Source organism: Micromonospora aridisoli (assembly GCF_056150025.1).
Genome location: NZ_JAXCFK010000023.1, coordinates 1 through 15,260, shown reverse-complemented (window position 1 = coordinate 15,260; position 15,260 = coordinate 1). Strand labels below are relative to the sequence as shown.

The following is a 15,260-nucleotide window of genomic DNA, read 5'->3' as shown; positions in this document are numbered from 1 at the left end:
ATCAGGCGGTCTTGCGGTGGGCGCGGGCGGTGTCGAGGTCGAGCAGCGCCGCGCCGGTAGCCGGTGTGCGGCCGGATGGTCGGGCGTTGGTGGCGATGGACAGCCGCAGGTAGAGGCGGCATCGGCCGGCGTCAGCGCCGGTGAGCGGGCGGCGGGTGCCGCGTTGAGCGACCCGGTGCCCGGCGGTGGTGAGCGCGGCGGTGGCGGCGTCCAGTTCGGCCGGGGTGCCGGTGAGCCATATCTCTAGGCCGGTCAGTCGCGGGTCGCGTGGGGACGCGCCGTCGCGGCGCGGCCCGCGCATCAGGCGGCCCGGTGAGGTCGGGGCCGCGCCGCGATGGCCGCGCGGGTCACGGCCTGGCGCACGTCATCGAGCAGGCCGACCAACTGACGCCGCGCGGCCAACTCGGTCGGCGCGAGCGCTACCCGGACGCGTAGCTCGGCGTGCTCCCGCCCGGCGGAGGTCCGCACCCTCACGAGCACGGCCCGTGCCCGTCCGGAATCGACTACGATTTCGTCCGAGCGGTGTTCACCGAGGCCGCATCGGTGGCCACCGGCGCACCATCCGGTGTGCCGGTCGCGGCCGGTCATTGCTGGCCTGCCCGGTACTCCGTGCGGATGTACTCGATCAGCCGGCGGCCGAGGCGCGGCCGGCGGCCGGTGCCGTGGCACCGGTGGCACTCATGCAGCGCGCGGATGATCAAGCCGCGTCGCTCGCCGCGCCCGTGGCAGGCGCGGCAACGCGGCATCGGCGCGGCGTAGCAGAGGATCAGATGCCACGCTGCGTAACCAGCGGTGGCGAGGCTAGCGAGCAGGGCGAGGGTGACCACGAAACGCCTCCAGTAGGCCGTTTTCAGGGTGTGAACGGGTCGCGCCGCTAGGGACTAGGGCGCTGGCCAGGTTTCGGATTGGTCGCTAGTGGTGCCGCTAGGTCTAGCGGGCGTGCGTGCTAGACCTAGCGGCGATCGGCGCGGCTAACTGGCAGCCCGCCCACCGGTGTCGCGGTCACGCTTGGTGATGGCGGTGAGGATGTGCGCGCGGTCGATACCGCGCCGGTTGGCACCCTTGCCGGTGTCGGGGTCGGTGCCCCATACCTGGCCGGTGGTGACGCCGTACGGCTTGAGCGCGGCGGTCAACTGCTCCCGCGTCAACCCGCCGTAGACCTCCGGGCGCAGTCCGGCGAGGCGTTCGCAGACCACCTCGGACCACAGCTTGGCCTCGCTGTCGGACATCACGGCCGCGATGTCGTCCAACAGCGTGTCGCGCCGCACGGCGGTGGTGTCCATGACCTGTCCGGCGGCGTGGCCGGTCAGCGTCCCGGCCTGCTCTCGCAACGTCCGAGCGCGGCGGATGACCTGCTCGGCGGTCGGTCCGTCGATGTAGAACGTGCGGGTGATCGTCGGGTCGTCGCCTTCACCGGCGAGGTAGCCGATCCCCCGATCCCGGCGAGAGAACATGGTCGCTTTGATGCCGGCCTTGTGCATCGACGTGCCAAGGACCATGTCGTTCTCGGTGTGGCCCATGACCTTGAGGCAGAACCGCAGTACCGCGTTGGCGCTGATGCCGGTGGGCAGGCTTTTCGCGTCGGGGCGTTGGGTGGCCAGGATCAGGGTGATTCCGGCGGCCGGGCCACGCTTGATCAGGTCGGTGCAGATCTCTTCGAACTCGTCGCCGTACTTGGGGTGCTCAAACCACACCTGGCACTCGTCCACGCCGATCACGATGGGCTGCAACCCGAGGCGTTTCGTGCTGGCCAGGTCGGGGGTGACCTTGTTTTCCGGGCACAGGTCACGCGGCAGTTCCCGGATGACCTTCGTGCGGCGGCGTAGCTCGGTGCGGATCTCCCGCATGGCGGCCAGGCCGTAGGCGATGTCGTCGTCTTCGTCACCGGCGCGGTAGCGGTGGCTGATCGGCTCCAGCGGCGACAGGTCGCCGGTGCCCTTGAGGTCGAAGGCGAGGATCCAGGCGCGGGGGTCGAGGGCCGCGCCGAGCATGGCCAACCGTAGGGAGAACGTCTTACCCATACGCGGAATCGACCCGACGATCATCGACGCGAACATCAGCGTCAACGTGACGGCCCGGCCGCGTGGGTCGGTGCCGAACGGGAACGGCTTGAACAGGTCCACCGCACCCGACTTGAGCAGCGGCCAGGCCGCTTGCTTGCTGCGGGATAGGTCCTTGTCGGCGACGAACAACACGAGGCGGCCGGGGTGTACCTCGGCGTTGGCCTCGGGCCACACGCAGCCCAGCGGACGGGTCAGCGCGGCGGCCAACTCCTCCCGCTTCTCGACCACCGCCGAGGCCGTCACGCCACGCGGCAACTCCACGTCGGCGCGCCACCCGGTGCCGTTCTCCCGCGTGATGGGTGCGGGGAACCACCGCTTGCCGGTGTCGCCGCGCCGTAGCGCCTGGTTGATGCCGGAGATGTTGAGCGCGGCCAGGGCGCGCACGACCTCATCGGAGGTCAACGGGGTGACCGGGTTGCGGACCACGGCGGTGTCGAGCAACGGCCGGTCGGCGGGTGCGCCGAGGATCCCGAACAGCACCACCACGGCGGCGAGCACCGCCACGACGGCGGCGGCCGGGGCGGTGGCCAGCAGGCCGAGGCCGACCAGCAGCACGAGGCCGGTGGGGATGGTGGTCAGGCCGCGCCACCGCACGCGGCGATCTCGTTGCCGGGCAAGGGTTTGGTAGAGGCGGGCCTCTTCCGGGCGGTCGATGGTGGCGCGGACGACGGATTGGCGGACGGGTTCGCCTTCCAGGTCGAACAACCATCGCAGGTAGCCGCGCGTCACCCGGTAGAGGCCGACCGGGGCACGCCAGGCCAGTTTGCTGGCGTACTTCGGTGCCCGTAGCCCGTGGTAGAGCACGGTGTGCCCGGTCAGGCCGGCGGCCCACGCCAGGTTGCCGGCGAACTCCGTGCGGGAGTGCAGCCAGCCCGGCAGGATCGGCCGACGCTGCGCGTCGCGGAACCCGGCGAGGGTGAACCGCGGGCGTTGCTGCGCGTCGATGCTGTCGACCAGCACCGGCCCACCCTCACCCGGCTCGCCGCTGTCGTCGTCGGCGGGGCCGGCGGCGGCGCGGCGGGACCGGGCCGCGTCGAGGTCGACCACCTCGGCATCCGGCCCGGCGGTGGCGTCGGTCAGGTCGCGTTCGGCGGCCTGCCAGTCGAAACGGTCATCATCAGGGGCAGTCATGATGGGGGTTCCTCCAACGGTCGGGAGATCGGCAGGGGGCCGGCGGCACGGCGCAGGTTGGGAAGCCAGGGGCCGTGCCGCCGGGCAGCGGGGTCAGTGGCGGCGGATGGTGAGGCCGCCCCGGATCTCGTCGGCCTGGCGGCCGACGTGGGCGTTACCGGTGCGGATGTTCTCGGTGCGGCCCGACGTGGGGGCGTCGGTGCTGGTCGGGGTGTCCTTCTTGCTGGTGTCGGCTTTGCCGAGGATCTGACCGGCCTGAACGGCGACGCAGTCGTTACCGGATGCGCGGTTGGTGCGGCCCACAGCGGGGCTCCCTTCGATAGGCGTGCGTGACGGTTGGGGGATGATGGGTCCTCCCCGGTGGCTCTTACGGCTGATCGGTGGGCCGGCGGCACAGCACTGGTTCCTAGGCCGTTGGGCTGTGCCGCCGGGCGGGGCTAGTCGTGCGAGCGAACGAGGTGCGCCAGGGCGGCGCCCATGCCGAGCACCGCCACCGGCAAGCAGGCAACGGCGGTGGTGATCCACCACGGGGCCGACTCGACACCGGCCGCGACCAGCAGGTGATAGGCGACCTGGCCGAGCGCGCCGACCAGCAGCGAGGCGATGGCCGACCACTTCGCGAACCGGCGTGCCCGCTCCGGAACACGGCCGGACAGCCACACGTACAGGGCGTAAGCGCCGTACGTTTCGACACCGATCGGCAGGGTGATCGCGGTGTTGATGGCGAACCCGTCGGCGATACCGGGTAGCGGGTGCACCACCCCGAATCCGGTGAGTCCGCCGAGGCCGACCCACCCGGACCAGATCGCCACGAACGCCGGAAGCGCCAGCAGGATCACCGGCCACACCACCGCCGGACGGCCCGGCTTGCCGGTGGCGGGTGGGGTGGGCGTGTCCGGGTGACCGACCGGCGTGGCCTCGGCCACCGGCGCGGCCGGCGGGATCATCGGCGGCGCGGCGGGCGGCGGCGTGTGCTCGGGCACGACCGGTGCCGGGGCCGGGTCCGGGCCGATCGGCTCGGCGTAGTCCAACCGGAGCGCCGGCGGCGTGTCGGCGGTGGTCTGTGGTGCCAGCAGCGCACCGCGTACCGCCATCGCGGAGCGAAGGGTGTCGGTGCGGTTCCGCTCGGCGTGCTCGGCCCGCAGGCGGGCCAACAGCTCATCGGCCTTCGGCGCGCCGATGCGGAACTCCCGCATCAGCCGGTTCCGGGACGGGAACTCCTGCCCATCGGGCAGGGACAGGGCGCGAGCAGCGGGCAACAGGGCGTCGACGGGTTGCGGGTAGCGGGTGCCGTTGATCGTGGGGGCCGTCATGGCGTGTCCTCCGGTCAGTGGTTGAGGATGTCGGCGAGCAGGTCGCGGTGGGCGGGGAACACCTGGCCGCCGTAGACGATGTCCAGGAACAGGGCGAGGTAGGTGAAGTCGGCGGCGGGTGCCCAGATGGCGCGGCGGGCGTCGTCGGAGCCGGTGACGTCCGGCAGCGGGCCGGCGTGGCGGCCGAGGTCGAAACGGACCGGGGTGGTGACCATCCACGCCTCATCCGAGGCGCGCGGGTCGGGCACGTACCGGGCCGGCAGCACCTCGTGCGGCTCCCGGTCGGGGTTGACGGTCAGGCCGGTTTCCTCGGCCAGCTCCCGTACCGCCGCACTTAGCGGCGTCTCGCCGGGGTTGACGTATCCGCCGGGTAGCGCCCAGCCGTGGCCGTCGGCGCGCTCTACCAGCACGATCCGCCGCCATCCGTCTCGGACGGTTGCGGTGACGATTGCGTCGGCGCACTGCTGTTCGCCCCAGTGGCCGAGTTCGTTGCGGCCGTAGCGGATACCGGTCGGCGCGTACGGGTTGACCGGCCGCCCGTCGACCAGCGGGAACGGGATCGCCGCAGTGGCGCGGCGCGCCGTCCAGTCGATAACGGCGGGGTCCATGGTCGGGTCGGCCCACGACGCTCCGGCGGCGATGCCGTCCAGCACGCTCGGGTGGGTGTAGGTGCGACTCATGCGGCTCTCTCCTCGGGGTAGGCGCAGTCGACGCACTCGCCGAGCGAGCGCGGGATGCAGTAGGGCCGCACCTGCCGGCAGGTCGGGCAGGTACGGCGGGCCGTCAACGCGGCATCGATGGCACGGCGTTGGGCGGGGGTGGCGGTGCGCTTCGGCCGGGCCAAATCGACCCGGTACAGGTACGCGGTGCGGGTGCCACCCACACCGCGCCAAAGGATCTGCGCGGCAACCGGTTGGCCACCGGGCCGTAGGCCGGCGGCGCGGAGCTGGCGGCGGGTGGCGTAGCCCGGCGGCGCGCCGCGCCACCAAAACGTCGGGATGCCGTACTTCGTCCCGTCCGGGTCGTAGTAGGCGGCACGGATGCGCGACATCAGGCCGCGCGCTGCGGGTCGGTGGTACGGGCGGCCACCTCGGCGGCGGCGCGGGTCACGCGGGCCTCAGCCCGACGCAGCCGACGCCAATCCAGGGCGGTCGGCCCGCCGTGATCCTCGGCGTTGAGCAGGGTGATTTCGGCGTCGAGCATGTCCAGTTCAGCGGCGATCAGCGGCCACTCCGACTCGATCGCGGCCAGGTCGGCGGCGGTCGGCTCGGCGGTCACGGCAACGAGGTGCTTCCTCACGGGGTACCTCCGGTACAGGTCGAAACAGCGGGGGAACGCTCAGAACCGGGCCGGTGACGGCGACCGGTCGGCAGTCGTCACCGACCCGGATCCGAGGTGGTGCAGCACGCGATATCCGCTCCGTTCGCCCTGCTCGGCCGGGACCTACCGGCGTCGACCACCACGTGGTTCAAGGCAGGGATGCCGCACGGCGGCGTCTCGCGTGCTCATTCCTGTCGCTGTGGAGTTCTCAATGAACGGCCTGATCCGGCGTCTCATGGGCGTGCGGCAACGGCGTGCCGTCGTTCCCCGAGCCATCCGGCCGGTACAACGTGGCGTTGTATTCGTGACGCTACAGCGCCACGTTGTATTCGTGCAAGCACCTGTACCACGTAGGCTTGTACTGATGACTGACGCTGACTTGCCCGCCGACTGGTGGACGACGGACCACGTACGCACCTACCTGGCCTCGGTAGGTGCCCCGATCAGTCGCGCAACCTGGGCTTCCTACGTTTCACGCGGGCAGGCTCCCGCGCCTGACCGGATGTTCGGCCGGTCCCCGGCCTGGCAGCCCGAGACCATCCGAAAGTGGCAGGCCGACAGGCCGCGTAAAGGCACCATCGGGTAAGTCGGATCATCTGGTGCCTCCCGTCCTCGGCTCCCGTCTGCGGCGGCACCTTGCTCGCCTGCCAATGAGACTGCCCGTCGGGCGACGATCCGGGCAGGTCCTACGCACGGACACGAAGGACACGGCCTATGTCCACTGAGGTCCCACGGCAGTACAAGCCCAATCTCGTGCTGGTCAACCGCCGGAAGGCGGTCGGTTGGGAGTCGCGCAAGCGCGCCGCGCGAGAGCTGCACCGCGTCGGCCAACAGCGCGGCATCCGAGAGACGCCCACGGTTGAAGCCATCGAAAAGGCGATGTACCGCCACGAGACCGGGCGCGTAGCGGTCACCGACCCGATCTACCGGCAGCTCTACTGCCTGGCGTACGACGCGAAGCCGCACGACCTGTTCGGTGAGCTGACCAGCGGCGCTGAGGACCGGCCGCACTTCTCGGCGCGATCCCACAAGTTCGTGACGGCGTTCGTCGGCGCTGAGGGTGCTGCCCGGCTGCGGGTGAGCGCCGGCTGCACGCCGGCCGTGGGGGAGTGGCACACCTGCTATTCGGCACCCGTCGAGCACCCGGAAGGCGACTGCACCCTGTACGTCTGGCCGTGCGGGTCGGCAATCTTCCACCTTGTCGAGCACGTGCAGCTGTCCACGATCGCGGCACTAGCCGCGTGGCGAGAGGTGTCGTACGGCGACAACATCAAATGGGCCATCGAGTACCTCGCACCCATCGCACCCGCCGAGGACGACTCTGCGGTGTACGTCCTCGGCGCTCACTGGGTCACTGAACCGGCGTGGTCGGCTGAGCTGCTGGATAGCGCGCTACGCATCATGTCGACACCAAAGGTGGTGCTGCACCGTGGCCGCGCCCTGGACGACGAACACCTAGCGCATGCCGAGCTGGTCGAGCAGTCGTTGCTGTCCGAGGCGTACGACCACGTAGGCATCGAATCGTTCGGCGTACCTGGAATCTCGGTGGGCTACGCCTCATGGTCCGGCGTCGTGTACCACCCGATCTCAGCCGATCGATCCTTGACGGAAGCCGAGATGGTCGCCTGCGAACTCGCGATTCAATCCATGTGGGCGTATAGCGACGCGATAGCCCGCCAGATCGAGCAGGGGCGAGATCCGCAGGTGCCGCCAGAACATGGATGGCGCTACCTTCGGGGAGCACGCTCCCGACTCACTGTTTCCCGCCTGTGGGAGACTGGACAGCATCAGGCAATGCGCCGAGCGATTCTGCGAACCAGTGACCTAATGCCAGCCCTAGATCAAGCCATCGAAACCCTCCGTGATACGGATCGAGGTTGAGCCAATGACAACGGGTCGCCCTGTACTTGTCGTGACCGACATGCAAAACGGCTTCGTGCGAGAGCAATCGACACACATCGTTCCTGTCGTTGTCGATCTGGTGCGCCGCTGGCAGGCAGTCGGTGGCGATACGCTTTTCACTCGGTACCTAAATTACCCTGGCAGCCCGTTCGAACGCTTCTTTGGCTGGCAACGGCTCCAGTCTTCTCCTGAGATTGACTTCGTGCCCGAGTTGCTTCCATACGTGGATCAAGGCATTACGCTTGACAAGAGGATCTACAGCCCGTTCACCCCGGAGGGTGTCGCGCTCTTCAAGCAGCGCGGATGGGAAGAATTCTACTTCTGCGGCATCGCTACCGAAAGCTGCGTCTTGAAGGGTGCCGTAGACGCATTCGAGCACGACTTCACGCCGTGGCTGATCGCGGATGCCTCGGCAAGCCATGCGGGCACTGAAGCGCACGAGGCGGGGCTACTGGTCGCGCGCCGGTTCATCGGCCCGGGTCAGGTGATTCAGCTGGCTGACCTCTCCCCTCTGCTCATCACCCTGTCACCGTAGTCACCGCTGTCACCGTATGTATCTTGAGCTGCGGAAACAGCGTTCACCGCGGTGACGTGGCAGCGGGAAGCCAAGGTGCCAGGGTCTGGCCGGGTGTCGTCCTGCTGCCGCGCATGGTGCCGCTGTAAGTCGACACCGTCCAGGCTGTCGGTGGGTGACGTTACCCTCACGACATGTCATCTACTCCGGAGGTCGCACCAGTTGCAGAGCAATTGGCGCTTTGGGACGCTGGGCAGGAGGCGGGCGCCTTGCCTGAGCCTTGCTGCGACGTGGCACAGATTTCCATTAGTGATTCAACTGACGATCCTCGCCCGCGAGTTAAGCGCAAATTGACTATCAATGGCCAGAAGCCTTTGCTGCGTACGTACCCAGCATTCGCGGCTTTGCGGCGAAGGTCGACACTTGACGTGCTTCCAGAGCTCAAGTATCTGCCGACCCTCAGCCGAATGTGTCCGTATTGCCAGAATGAATTGAAGGTTACAGAGGATCGTAGTTCGAGCTTGGCTGGGTCCGATCGCTGGGGAGGGAGCCTCCTTGAGCACTGCGAATGGTGTATGTTCTGGCAGATTCACGAATTGCGGATGCAAAGCTACGAGGCCAGGGCGGCCGTTGTAAACGAATTTGACCTATCGGTGTTTTCCTCGAAGCTCCGTGAGTTCAGCCTGGAGACCCCAGAAGGCAGCCTTAGTGAAATTTCGCAATGGCTGAGACGGCATCCTGAAAAGTACCACACCATGTCCCCGCGATACCTTGAGTTGCTTGTGGCTCGCGTCTTTGGGGAAGTCGGAACATACGTTGAGGCAACGCACGTGGGTCGCCCCGGCGATGGGGGAATTGACGTCGTATTGGTTGATGCCGAGGGTGAGTCTTGGCTGGTGCAGGTAAAGCGTCGAGAGAGTCCTAAGGCTGCGGAGCCCGTCGAAACGATACGCAGCCTAATGGGCGTGATGAAGGTGGAAAACGCTCGCTACGGAGCCGTTGTATCCACCGCCGACCATTTCACCCGAGGAGCGCGTAACTTAGCTGGGCGCGCGAAGACGGTGAATGACACTATTGAACTGTTCGATAGAGCATCGTTCGATAAGCTTGTCGGCAAGTCACTGATCCCGCAGTCGTGGGCTCCATTCTTCAACGAATTGTCTGATAAGCGGAGTCGATGGATTCAAGAAGACTGGTGCTTCTGTGGTTGCCTCGAAGGGGATTCCCCTAACCTCTGCCATGATTCTCAAACCTAACTCTGAGGTTATAGCCCGCCATCACCGCTCCATTCCGGGTTGATGCATGGCCCTCGAATCCGACCGTCCCGACGCACGTCAGAGGGCTGATCCGGAAATCGGATCGGCTCTTTCGCCGTTCTGAGGACCAAGATCAGCCAAGTTGAAGCGTGCCTAGCGCTGCTTGACCGCTGGTCAAGCTTCAGCGGCCAGTGCGGTTGATTGCCGAACTGATGAGACTCGCCTTGTGCGCGCCTATCTAGATCTGCGGGAGGGGCCCCCAACGAGGGCGTTTGCCCCCTGTCAGCGGCCCCTGTTCATCAATCAAGCCGAAGTTGCAACGGAAGTGGTCCGCTGCTACGCGTCGGCTGAGAGCCATATGCCGAAGTCAGCGAGGCTCATAGGCTCGCCAGCGTGTTCGGACTCCTCGATGTAATTGGCGAGTTCGTTTGCCACTAACCGGAGCAACTGAGGGCCTGTGACGGGCTGGTTGACATCGACAACGCGCGTTTGATCCTCCATAACCCCATTGGATCACAGGCTGCCACAAGCTCTCCGCCCGCCCGGCTGTACATGATCCTCCGAGCGGGTTGACCTCCCGGTTTGCCCATACCTACAGTTCAATCCCTCGTGTCGAACATCGGCCGCGCACTTGTGAGCGGGCTGCCGGAGCGGCAGGGGGCCTCATGGGCGCAAGTTCGTGCTGCTGCCCAAGCCCTAACCCTTTGGGACATGCAGGGGATCTACATGGCTTGCCTACTCCGCCTACTAACCCGCATGCGCGGTCATCCTCCTGAAGGGACTAAGTCGTGCGGGAGCTAACGCATGTGCCTGGTCGCCGGGTCTGACATGGGTTTCAACCGCACCATCAAGTTCGCAAACCGAGCCGATGGCTCATTTGGTGGGTTCGTCGACGGTGGCGGTGAGGTCGGTCCACTTATTGGAGAGGATTTTGTTAACGACGGTGCCGATGTGGGCGGCCGTGTTCTGGGCCCTGCCGTCGACGATGAGTGTCTTGCCGCCGGCGCCGTCCTTGATTTCCCGCGTCTTCTTCTTGCCGTGCCGGTCAAGTTTGTACCCGGTCAGGCTGATCCAGTGCTTGCGGTAGCGGAGCCAGTCGATTGCGTGAATCCGGTGCGCGAACTCCTCGAAGCTGATGACCGGCTCGGGTGCGTCATTGCCGGACGCCTTCGCCAGGAAGAGTTCTTCAGCTTCCTCTGCCGTGCGATGCTCATCCCCAGAGCCGGTCCCGATGGCAGCAGCGAGGGGGGCGATGAGGTCTCTGCGGCAGTCATGGTAGGCGATAGCCAAAGCCTTGAGGGCGAATGCCCAGCCGTGGATGTAGATGAGTCGGTACGGTTCGCTACCCTTGGGCGTGGGATCGACCCATTTGTTGCCGAATTCGCTGTCGAGCAGTTCAAGGAATTCCCGGCAGAAGGGAAGGAAGTGCTTGATGTGGTAGAGCTTGATCTGCTCTTCTTTTCTTGCACCGCGGGAGATCACGTTCAGGAGGATCTGGTCCATGGTCGAGAGGTCGGCGATGTTCCTCGTCGCGGTCTCGCTTGCTCCACCCGTTCGCCCATCGGCAAGACGATCCTCGAAGACGGTCCCGGCGACGGCCTGGTTGCGTAGGCGGGCCATTGCTGAGGAACTGTCGAGGGTTGCGACGAGGTTTTTATTCTTCTTTGATCCGCGGCCGTTACGGTCAGCAAAGCTCTGCGCGGCGCGTTCGGGCGTGACGTTGAGTTCGATTTCCAATGTAGTACCGAAGGTGTCCAAAGCGCCGGCCTTGATCGCGAGGCCGGTCTGAGCTGCCTGGAACAGCGCGGCGGTTTGGGTCTGGCCGTCAGACTGCATCACAGGCTTCTTGGGCAGGTACAAAATCCCGTACAGGGCCATCGGGTTGCTCTCGTCTAGAGCCACGAAGATTGTCTCGGGAAACACAGCGGCCGACTGCCATCCACTGATGGTTGGAAGATAGGCGACGCGTTCTTCCCGGATAGCTTCGACATTGTACTGCTTGAAGTTGGCCAGGTTCTCCTTCTTGGCGCCCTTAAAGTCTTGCTGGGTCTGCTCGTGGGCCTTCAGCATGCCCTGAGCCTCCCAGTCCTCGATCGGCGGAGCCGAAGGGTCGTACTTAACAATCTCAGTAAACTGCCTCAGCGTTGGGTGCATCGTCGCTGTGATTCGGTAGTTCGGCTTCGCTCCTTTGAGCGCCAGAACCACGCCATGGATCATATGACGCTTTCCCAGTTCGTGCTGAAACTCGTACTGGTTCTGGGCGACCGTGGCCTGCGCCTTCGGGTCGCTCTGGTACCGGACGATCCTTAGCCCGCCGAACTCCTTGTCCTCGGGTATGGCGTCATCGGCAACCAGCTTGGTTTGTGGGAATGTGGGCAGGGTAGCCATCAGGACTCCTTGAACGTCGGCGGCAGCAGGTCGGTCAGGTGGGGGATTGTGGGAACTGACATGGCTGTTTCGACGTCTGGGACGCCGCCCGCTAGGCGGAGCTTGGCGGGTAGTTCGACGAGTTCGATGCCCAGATTCAGCACCTCGATGGTGGTGCGAATTTCGGCCTGGAACGCAAACGCGGCGAGCACGGCCCGGATCGGGCGACCGAACTCTTGCTCCTTCCTGGCCAACGCCAGGTACGTGAGAACCTGGCCGAGCCCCTCGTAGCCTGCGAGGATTTTGAACTCCCATACGCGGATCACTCCGTCGCTGCTGAGCGTGCGCATGTCGGCGCGGACGCGCGATCCGGCATAGGAGTGCTCGGTCTTGAGCAACATCTCCTCCGGCCGGAACTCGGTGAGCCTCCTGGCGTACAGGTCGCGGATGTGGCACTCGTGCGCGTAGCCGTCTTCCTGCGGTGGGGAGGAGGCGGCAAGATCAGTGATCACATCTTCAAGATATCACCGTCCATCGTGGTGCTAACCCTCGACATCTGGCCGATGCCTGAACGTTATCCGCGCCATCGTGTCCGGGCTGGACGCTTGCGCACCCAGCCAAGTTGTTGACGGGATCCCTTGCTGGGCGAGATCCGTGGGGGACCACAGTGGGACCACACGTAGTGCGCGTTGGCGGACGGCAGGCACTCGACCGCGCGGCCTGATCATGGCCGCAGCGGGCATGACCTGCGGGCCCGGGACAAACACAAGGGCGCCGCCGACTTCGCCCTGGTCGCCCTCCTGGGCCTACTCGGGCTGCGGATCTTCGAAGCCTGCGGGTCGACCATCGCCGACCTCGGCGAGGAACACGGCCACCGGGTCCTACGCGTACGCGGCAAAGGCGGCAAGGTCGTCCTCGCCCCACTACCACCGCTCACGGCTCTGCCACGTCGAGCGCACTGAATCATGCGCGTCGAGTGCACTGAATCATGCGCGTCGAGTGCACTGAATCATGCAGGGCTGGCGGGTGGTAGATCGGTTCGGTCCCGTGGGCCGGTAGCTTACAGTCGCTGCCATGGGCCTCCCGACCAGCTTTCGGCGGCAAACGCGCCAGGCCTTGAGTGCGGCCGGATGGTACGACAGCCGCGGCTTCTTCTCCTGCAGCCACGATGGCTCTCCGGTCTTACAGATCGTGCGCAGCGATCACTGGCGACTGGTATCGCCAGTGAGAAGCTACCCGGGCTGCAGCCCGATGATGGCTCCATCAGTCACGCCCTGCATCCGTCTATTCCGCGCGGATAGTGACTACGACGACGCAGCGTCCGCAGCTAGCCGGATCTGCCGCTGTCCGCTCAGGCCGACACCGCCGTCACGCCGGTGTCGGCGGCGGCGTACCCACCTCCTGTCGTAACCGATGAGCGGACCGCCCGTCGAACTTTACTCACGGGGGCGGTCTCCCGTTGGCGTCGAACGCTCGCGACTCAGATACCGAACCGGCTTGCCGAGCGACTCCGCGTAGGCAATCTCCCGTCGAGTTGACTCACCCAAGTAGCCGCCGGGATCCACGACGTACACCTCATCGGCCATGCGAATCTTCTGGAAGTGCACGCGCCCGAGCCGCCCCTTCAGGTCCGAGCTGTCGACTGTCCAGTCGTAGTCCGGCAGCTCGGGGAGGCTGAACATGCCGAGGCTGATCACGACGCAACCTTCCAGCGTGAGCCGCTGGTTAACCTGCGCGAACTCGGACTCGAACTTGGCCGAGCCGCAGAGCGTGACGATCCTCGCCTCACCCTCGGCCGACTGCGGCGGCCTGCTGGTCCTCCATGAGGTTCATGATCGGTGAACGGGCAGGACGAGTCCTTCATCGCCCCTGGAGGTCCGCTCATGCCGCCATCCGCGCGTTGGCCACTGCCCGGCGCAGTGCACTCGATCGTGCCGGCGAGAGTGCGCTTGCGAACTATGCCGGCGCGGAGGTCTATCCGGTGTGGACGTTTCTGAAGCTGAGAGAACACCGAGGTCTAGGGCAGGTCCCGGACTAGGTCAGCAGTGACGACGCCGATCTCACCGTCGTACCTGTCACCGGCTGCGGATCGCGCAGCCGCCGGATCCGTGCCTGGCCACAGGTGGGTCAAGAGTAGGTGTCTAACGCCGGCCTCGGCGGCCTGCCGCCCTACCTGGCGTGCACTCGACAGGTAGCACCGGGAGTCCTCCGGCACTTCATCGACGTAGGTGGCCTCGGCCAGCAGCAGGTCGGCGTCGCGCGCCAGTTCCACCACGTCGGGGCTCGGGCCGGTGTCACCGGTGTACGCGAGAACCCGGTCGCCCGCCGTCAGCCGTACGCCGGCATTTGGCACCCAGTGCGGCAGCAATCGGGTCTGGGCCCGGAACGGGCCGATGTCGAGGCAGCTGCCGACGGTGATCTCATGCAGAACGTGGCGGCATCCAGCATCCCGGGGCGGTCCAGCGCTAACACCGCGTCCAGCGCGCCAGGCAGCGCGTACACCGGTAGCGGCGCTGGCGGATCATCACGCAACGCTCGCGCCCGAAGCAGCGGATTCAGGTCGGCGCAATGATCCGGATGTCCGTGGCTGATGAACACCGCGTCGACCTGGTCCGCGGTGATGTGTTCCAGCAGCCGCGGCACGGTCGCATAGCCGAGATCGACGAGCAGCCGGAACCCGTCGTGCTCCACGAGGTAGCCGCTGCATGCCTGACCCGCCTCTGGCCATGCACCGCACCCGCCGAGAACCCTCAGCCGCACCCGATGGACCCTATCGACCGGTTCGCCAACTGTTCCAATCGACTGGCGCATATCGCTGCCCGAACATCCTCAACTGCCGCCTTGAGCACAGGTGCGGTCGGTTCACCCGTCGCCGTCGGTAGCTGAGTCTGGCTGGCGCGGACGTCGTGCTATACCGAATTTCGTGCGCCGCCTGGTCTGGCGCTCACCGCCGGTATTTGGCCCCGCGTGGCTGCTAACCTCCCTGGCCTATGACCCGACGATTCGGTGACCGAGCGACGTTCGCTGTGGAGATTGGCGCGATGAGCCCGAGCGCTCTCCGCGTCGTTGACGTTTGGGCGGCTGACAGACGGCTGACCACTGCCGACAACATGGCTTACGTTCCGTCCTTCTCGGCGTACATGCGGTCGGACGCGGACCGGGTTCGTCGGCGCGACGTCAGTCCCTGCCCGTTCCATGACCGAGCGCCGGAAGAGATCTTTCATCTTTTACACGGGAACGAGACCGACCTTCGGGAGCACTTTTGGTTCCTGCAGTGGAGCGAGACCCTTGACAATGAGCGTTTTCCAACTGGGTTTGCGTTGGTAGAGGGTGGGTTCGGGTGCCCCGCTGGTGGGTCGGGTTGAGGCTCCCGATAGGACAGCGATCGACCAAG

At 66.2% G+C, this 15,260-nt stretch carries 18 protein-coding genes; 4 read left to right on the top strand and 14 right to left on the bottom strand.

All coding sequences use genetic code 11. The annotated features are described in order from the left end of the window. Position 1 precedes the first annotated feature (1 nt). The 9 genes from SM447_RS28335 to SM447_RS28295 form a co-directional block, all read right to left on the bottom strand. Positions 2-301 (bottom strand): hypothetical protein, encoded by a 300-nt coding sequence (locus tag SM447_RS28335; protein WP_474575939.1) that lies wholly within the window; start codon positions 299-301, stop codon positions 2-4. Beyond that, positions 301-588, bottom strand: coding sequence for a hypothetical protein (locus SM447_RS28330; RefSeq protein WP_474575938.1), 288 nt, complete (start codon positions 586-588; stop codon positions 301-303). Before SM447_RS28330 ends, SM447_RS28335 begins: the two co-directional genes overlap by 1 nt. Continuing rightward, the gene (locus SM447_RS28325) at positions 585-827 is read right to left on the bottom strand and encodes a hypothetical protein (RefSeq protein WP_474575937.1); all 243 of its coding nucleotides are present in this window, start codon (positions 825-827) and stop codon (positions 585-587) included. The genes SM447_RS28330 and SM447_RS28325 overlap by 4 nt, the downstream gene beginning before the upstream one ends. Positions 828-971: 144 nt before the next feature. Beyond that, complete coding sequence (locus tag SM447_RS28320) at positions 972-3,194, bottom strand: P-loop NTPase family protein (RefSeq protein WP_474575936.1); 2,223 nt, start codon at positions 3,192-3,194, stop codon at positions 972-974. A 93-nt stretch (positions 3,195-3,287) separates the two neighbouring features. Beyond that, positions 3,288-3,497 carry a hypothetical protein gene (locus SM447_RS28315; protein WP_474575935.1) on the bottom strand — a complete coding sequence of 70 codons (210 nt, stop codon included), beginning with the start codon at positions 3,495-3,497 and terminating at the stop codon, positions 3,288-3,290. A 134-nt stretch (positions 3,498-3,631) separates the two neighbouring features. Beyond that, positions 3,632-4,507: an ABC transporter permease gene (locus tag SM447_RS28310; RefSeq protein WP_474575934.1), complete on the bottom strand. Its 876-nt coding sequence runs from the start codon at positions 4,505-4,507 to the stop codon at positions 3,632-3,634. A 14-nt stretch (positions 4,508-4,521) separates the two neighbouring features. Next, positions 4,522-5,187, bottom strand: a complete 666-nt coding sequence (locus tag SM447_RS28305; protein WP_474575933.1) for an NUDIX domain-containing protein — start codon at positions 5,185-5,187, stop codon at positions 4,522-4,524. Further along, entirely contained in the window at positions 5,184-5,558 is a 375-nt protein-coding gene (locus SM447_RS28300; protein ID WP_474575932.1) for an RRQRL motif-containing zinc-binding protein, read from the bottom strand. Before SM447_RS28300 ends, SM447_RS28305 begins: the two co-directional genes overlap by 4 nt. After that, entirely contained in the window at positions 5,558-5,806 is a 249-nt protein-coding gene (locus SM447_RS28295) for a DUF6284 family protein (protein ID WP_474575931.1), read from the bottom strand. The genes SM447_RS28300 and SM447_RS28295 overlap by 1 nt, the downstream gene beginning before the upstream one ends. 735 nt (positions 5,807-6,541) lie before the next feature. Here SM447_RS28295 and SM447_RS28290 point away from each other — a divergent pair. From SM447_RS28290 to SM447_RS28280, 3 genes are all read left to right on the top strand, one after another. Next, positions 6,542-7,708, top strand: a complete 1,167-nt coding sequence (locus tag SM447_RS28290) for a hypothetical protein (RefSeq protein ID WP_474575930.1) — start codon at positions 6,542-6,544, stop codon at positions 7,706-7,708. A 4-nt stretch (positions 7,709-7,712) separates the two neighbouring features. Continuing rightward, the gene (locus SM447_RS28285) at positions 7,713-8,264 is read left to right on the top strand and encodes a cysteine hydrolase family protein (protein ID WP_474575929.1); all 552 of its coding nucleotides are present in this window, start codon (positions 7,713-7,715) and stop codon (positions 8,262-8,264) included. 554 nt (positions 8,265-8,818) lie between these two features. After that, positions 8,819-9,499, top strand: coding sequence for a restriction endonuclease (locus SM447_RS28280; RefSeq protein WP_474575928.1), 681 nt, complete (start codon positions 8,819-8,821; stop codon positions 9,497-9,499). An 873-nt stretch (positions 9,500-10,372) separates the two neighbouring features. Here SM447_RS28280 and SM447_RS28275 read toward each other — a convergent pair. Both SM447_RS28275 and SM447_RS28270 read right to left on the bottom strand, forming a co-directional pair. Then, positions 10,373-11,887: a ParB N-terminal domain-containing protein gene (locus SM447_RS28275; RefSeq protein WP_474575927.1), complete on the bottom strand. Its 1,515-nt coding sequence runs from the start codon at positions 11,885-11,887 to the stop codon at positions 10,373-10,375. Beyond that, complete coding sequence (locus SM447_RS28270) at positions 11,887-12,378, bottom strand: hypothetical protein (protein WP_474575926.1); 492 nt, start codon at positions 12,376-12,378, stop codon at positions 11,887-11,889. Before SM447_RS28270 ends, SM447_RS28275 begins: the two co-directional genes overlap by 1 nt. A gap of 177 nt (positions 12,379-12,555) precedes the next feature. On the opposite strand from SM447_RS28270, the gene SM447_RS28265 reads away from it, so the two are divergent. Beyond that, positions 12,556-12,828 (top strand): hypothetical protein, encoded by a 273-nt coding sequence (locus SM447_RS28265; protein WP_474575925.1) that lies wholly within the window; start codon positions 12,556-12,558, stop codon positions 12,826-12,828. Positions 12,829-13,302: 474 nt separating this feature from the next. On the opposite strand, the gene SM447_RS28260 is transcribed toward SM447_RS28265, so the two are convergent. The 3 genes from SM447_RS28260 to SM447_RS28250 form a co-directional block, all read right to left on the bottom strand. Next, positions 13,303-13,563, bottom strand: coding sequence for a hypothetical protein (locus SM447_RS28260; RefSeq protein ID WP_474575924.1), 261 nt, complete (start codon positions 13,561-13,563; stop codon positions 13,303-13,305). 320 nt (positions 13,564-13,883) lie between these two features. After that, positions 13,884-14,261, bottom strand: coding sequence for an MBL fold metallo-hydrolase (locus SM447_RS28255; RefSeq protein ID WP_474575965.1), 378 nt, complete (start codon positions 14,259-14,261; stop codon positions 13,884-13,886). Further along, on the bottom strand, positions 14,195-14,626 hold the full coding sequence (locus SM447_RS28250; RefSeq protein ID WP_474575923.1) for an MBL fold metallo-hydrolase: 432 nt from the start codon (positions 14,624-14,626) through the stop codon (positions 14,195-14,197). Before SM447_RS28250 ends, SM447_RS28255 begins: the two co-directional genes overlap by 67 nt. Positions 14,627-15,260: the final 634 nt, after the last annotated feature.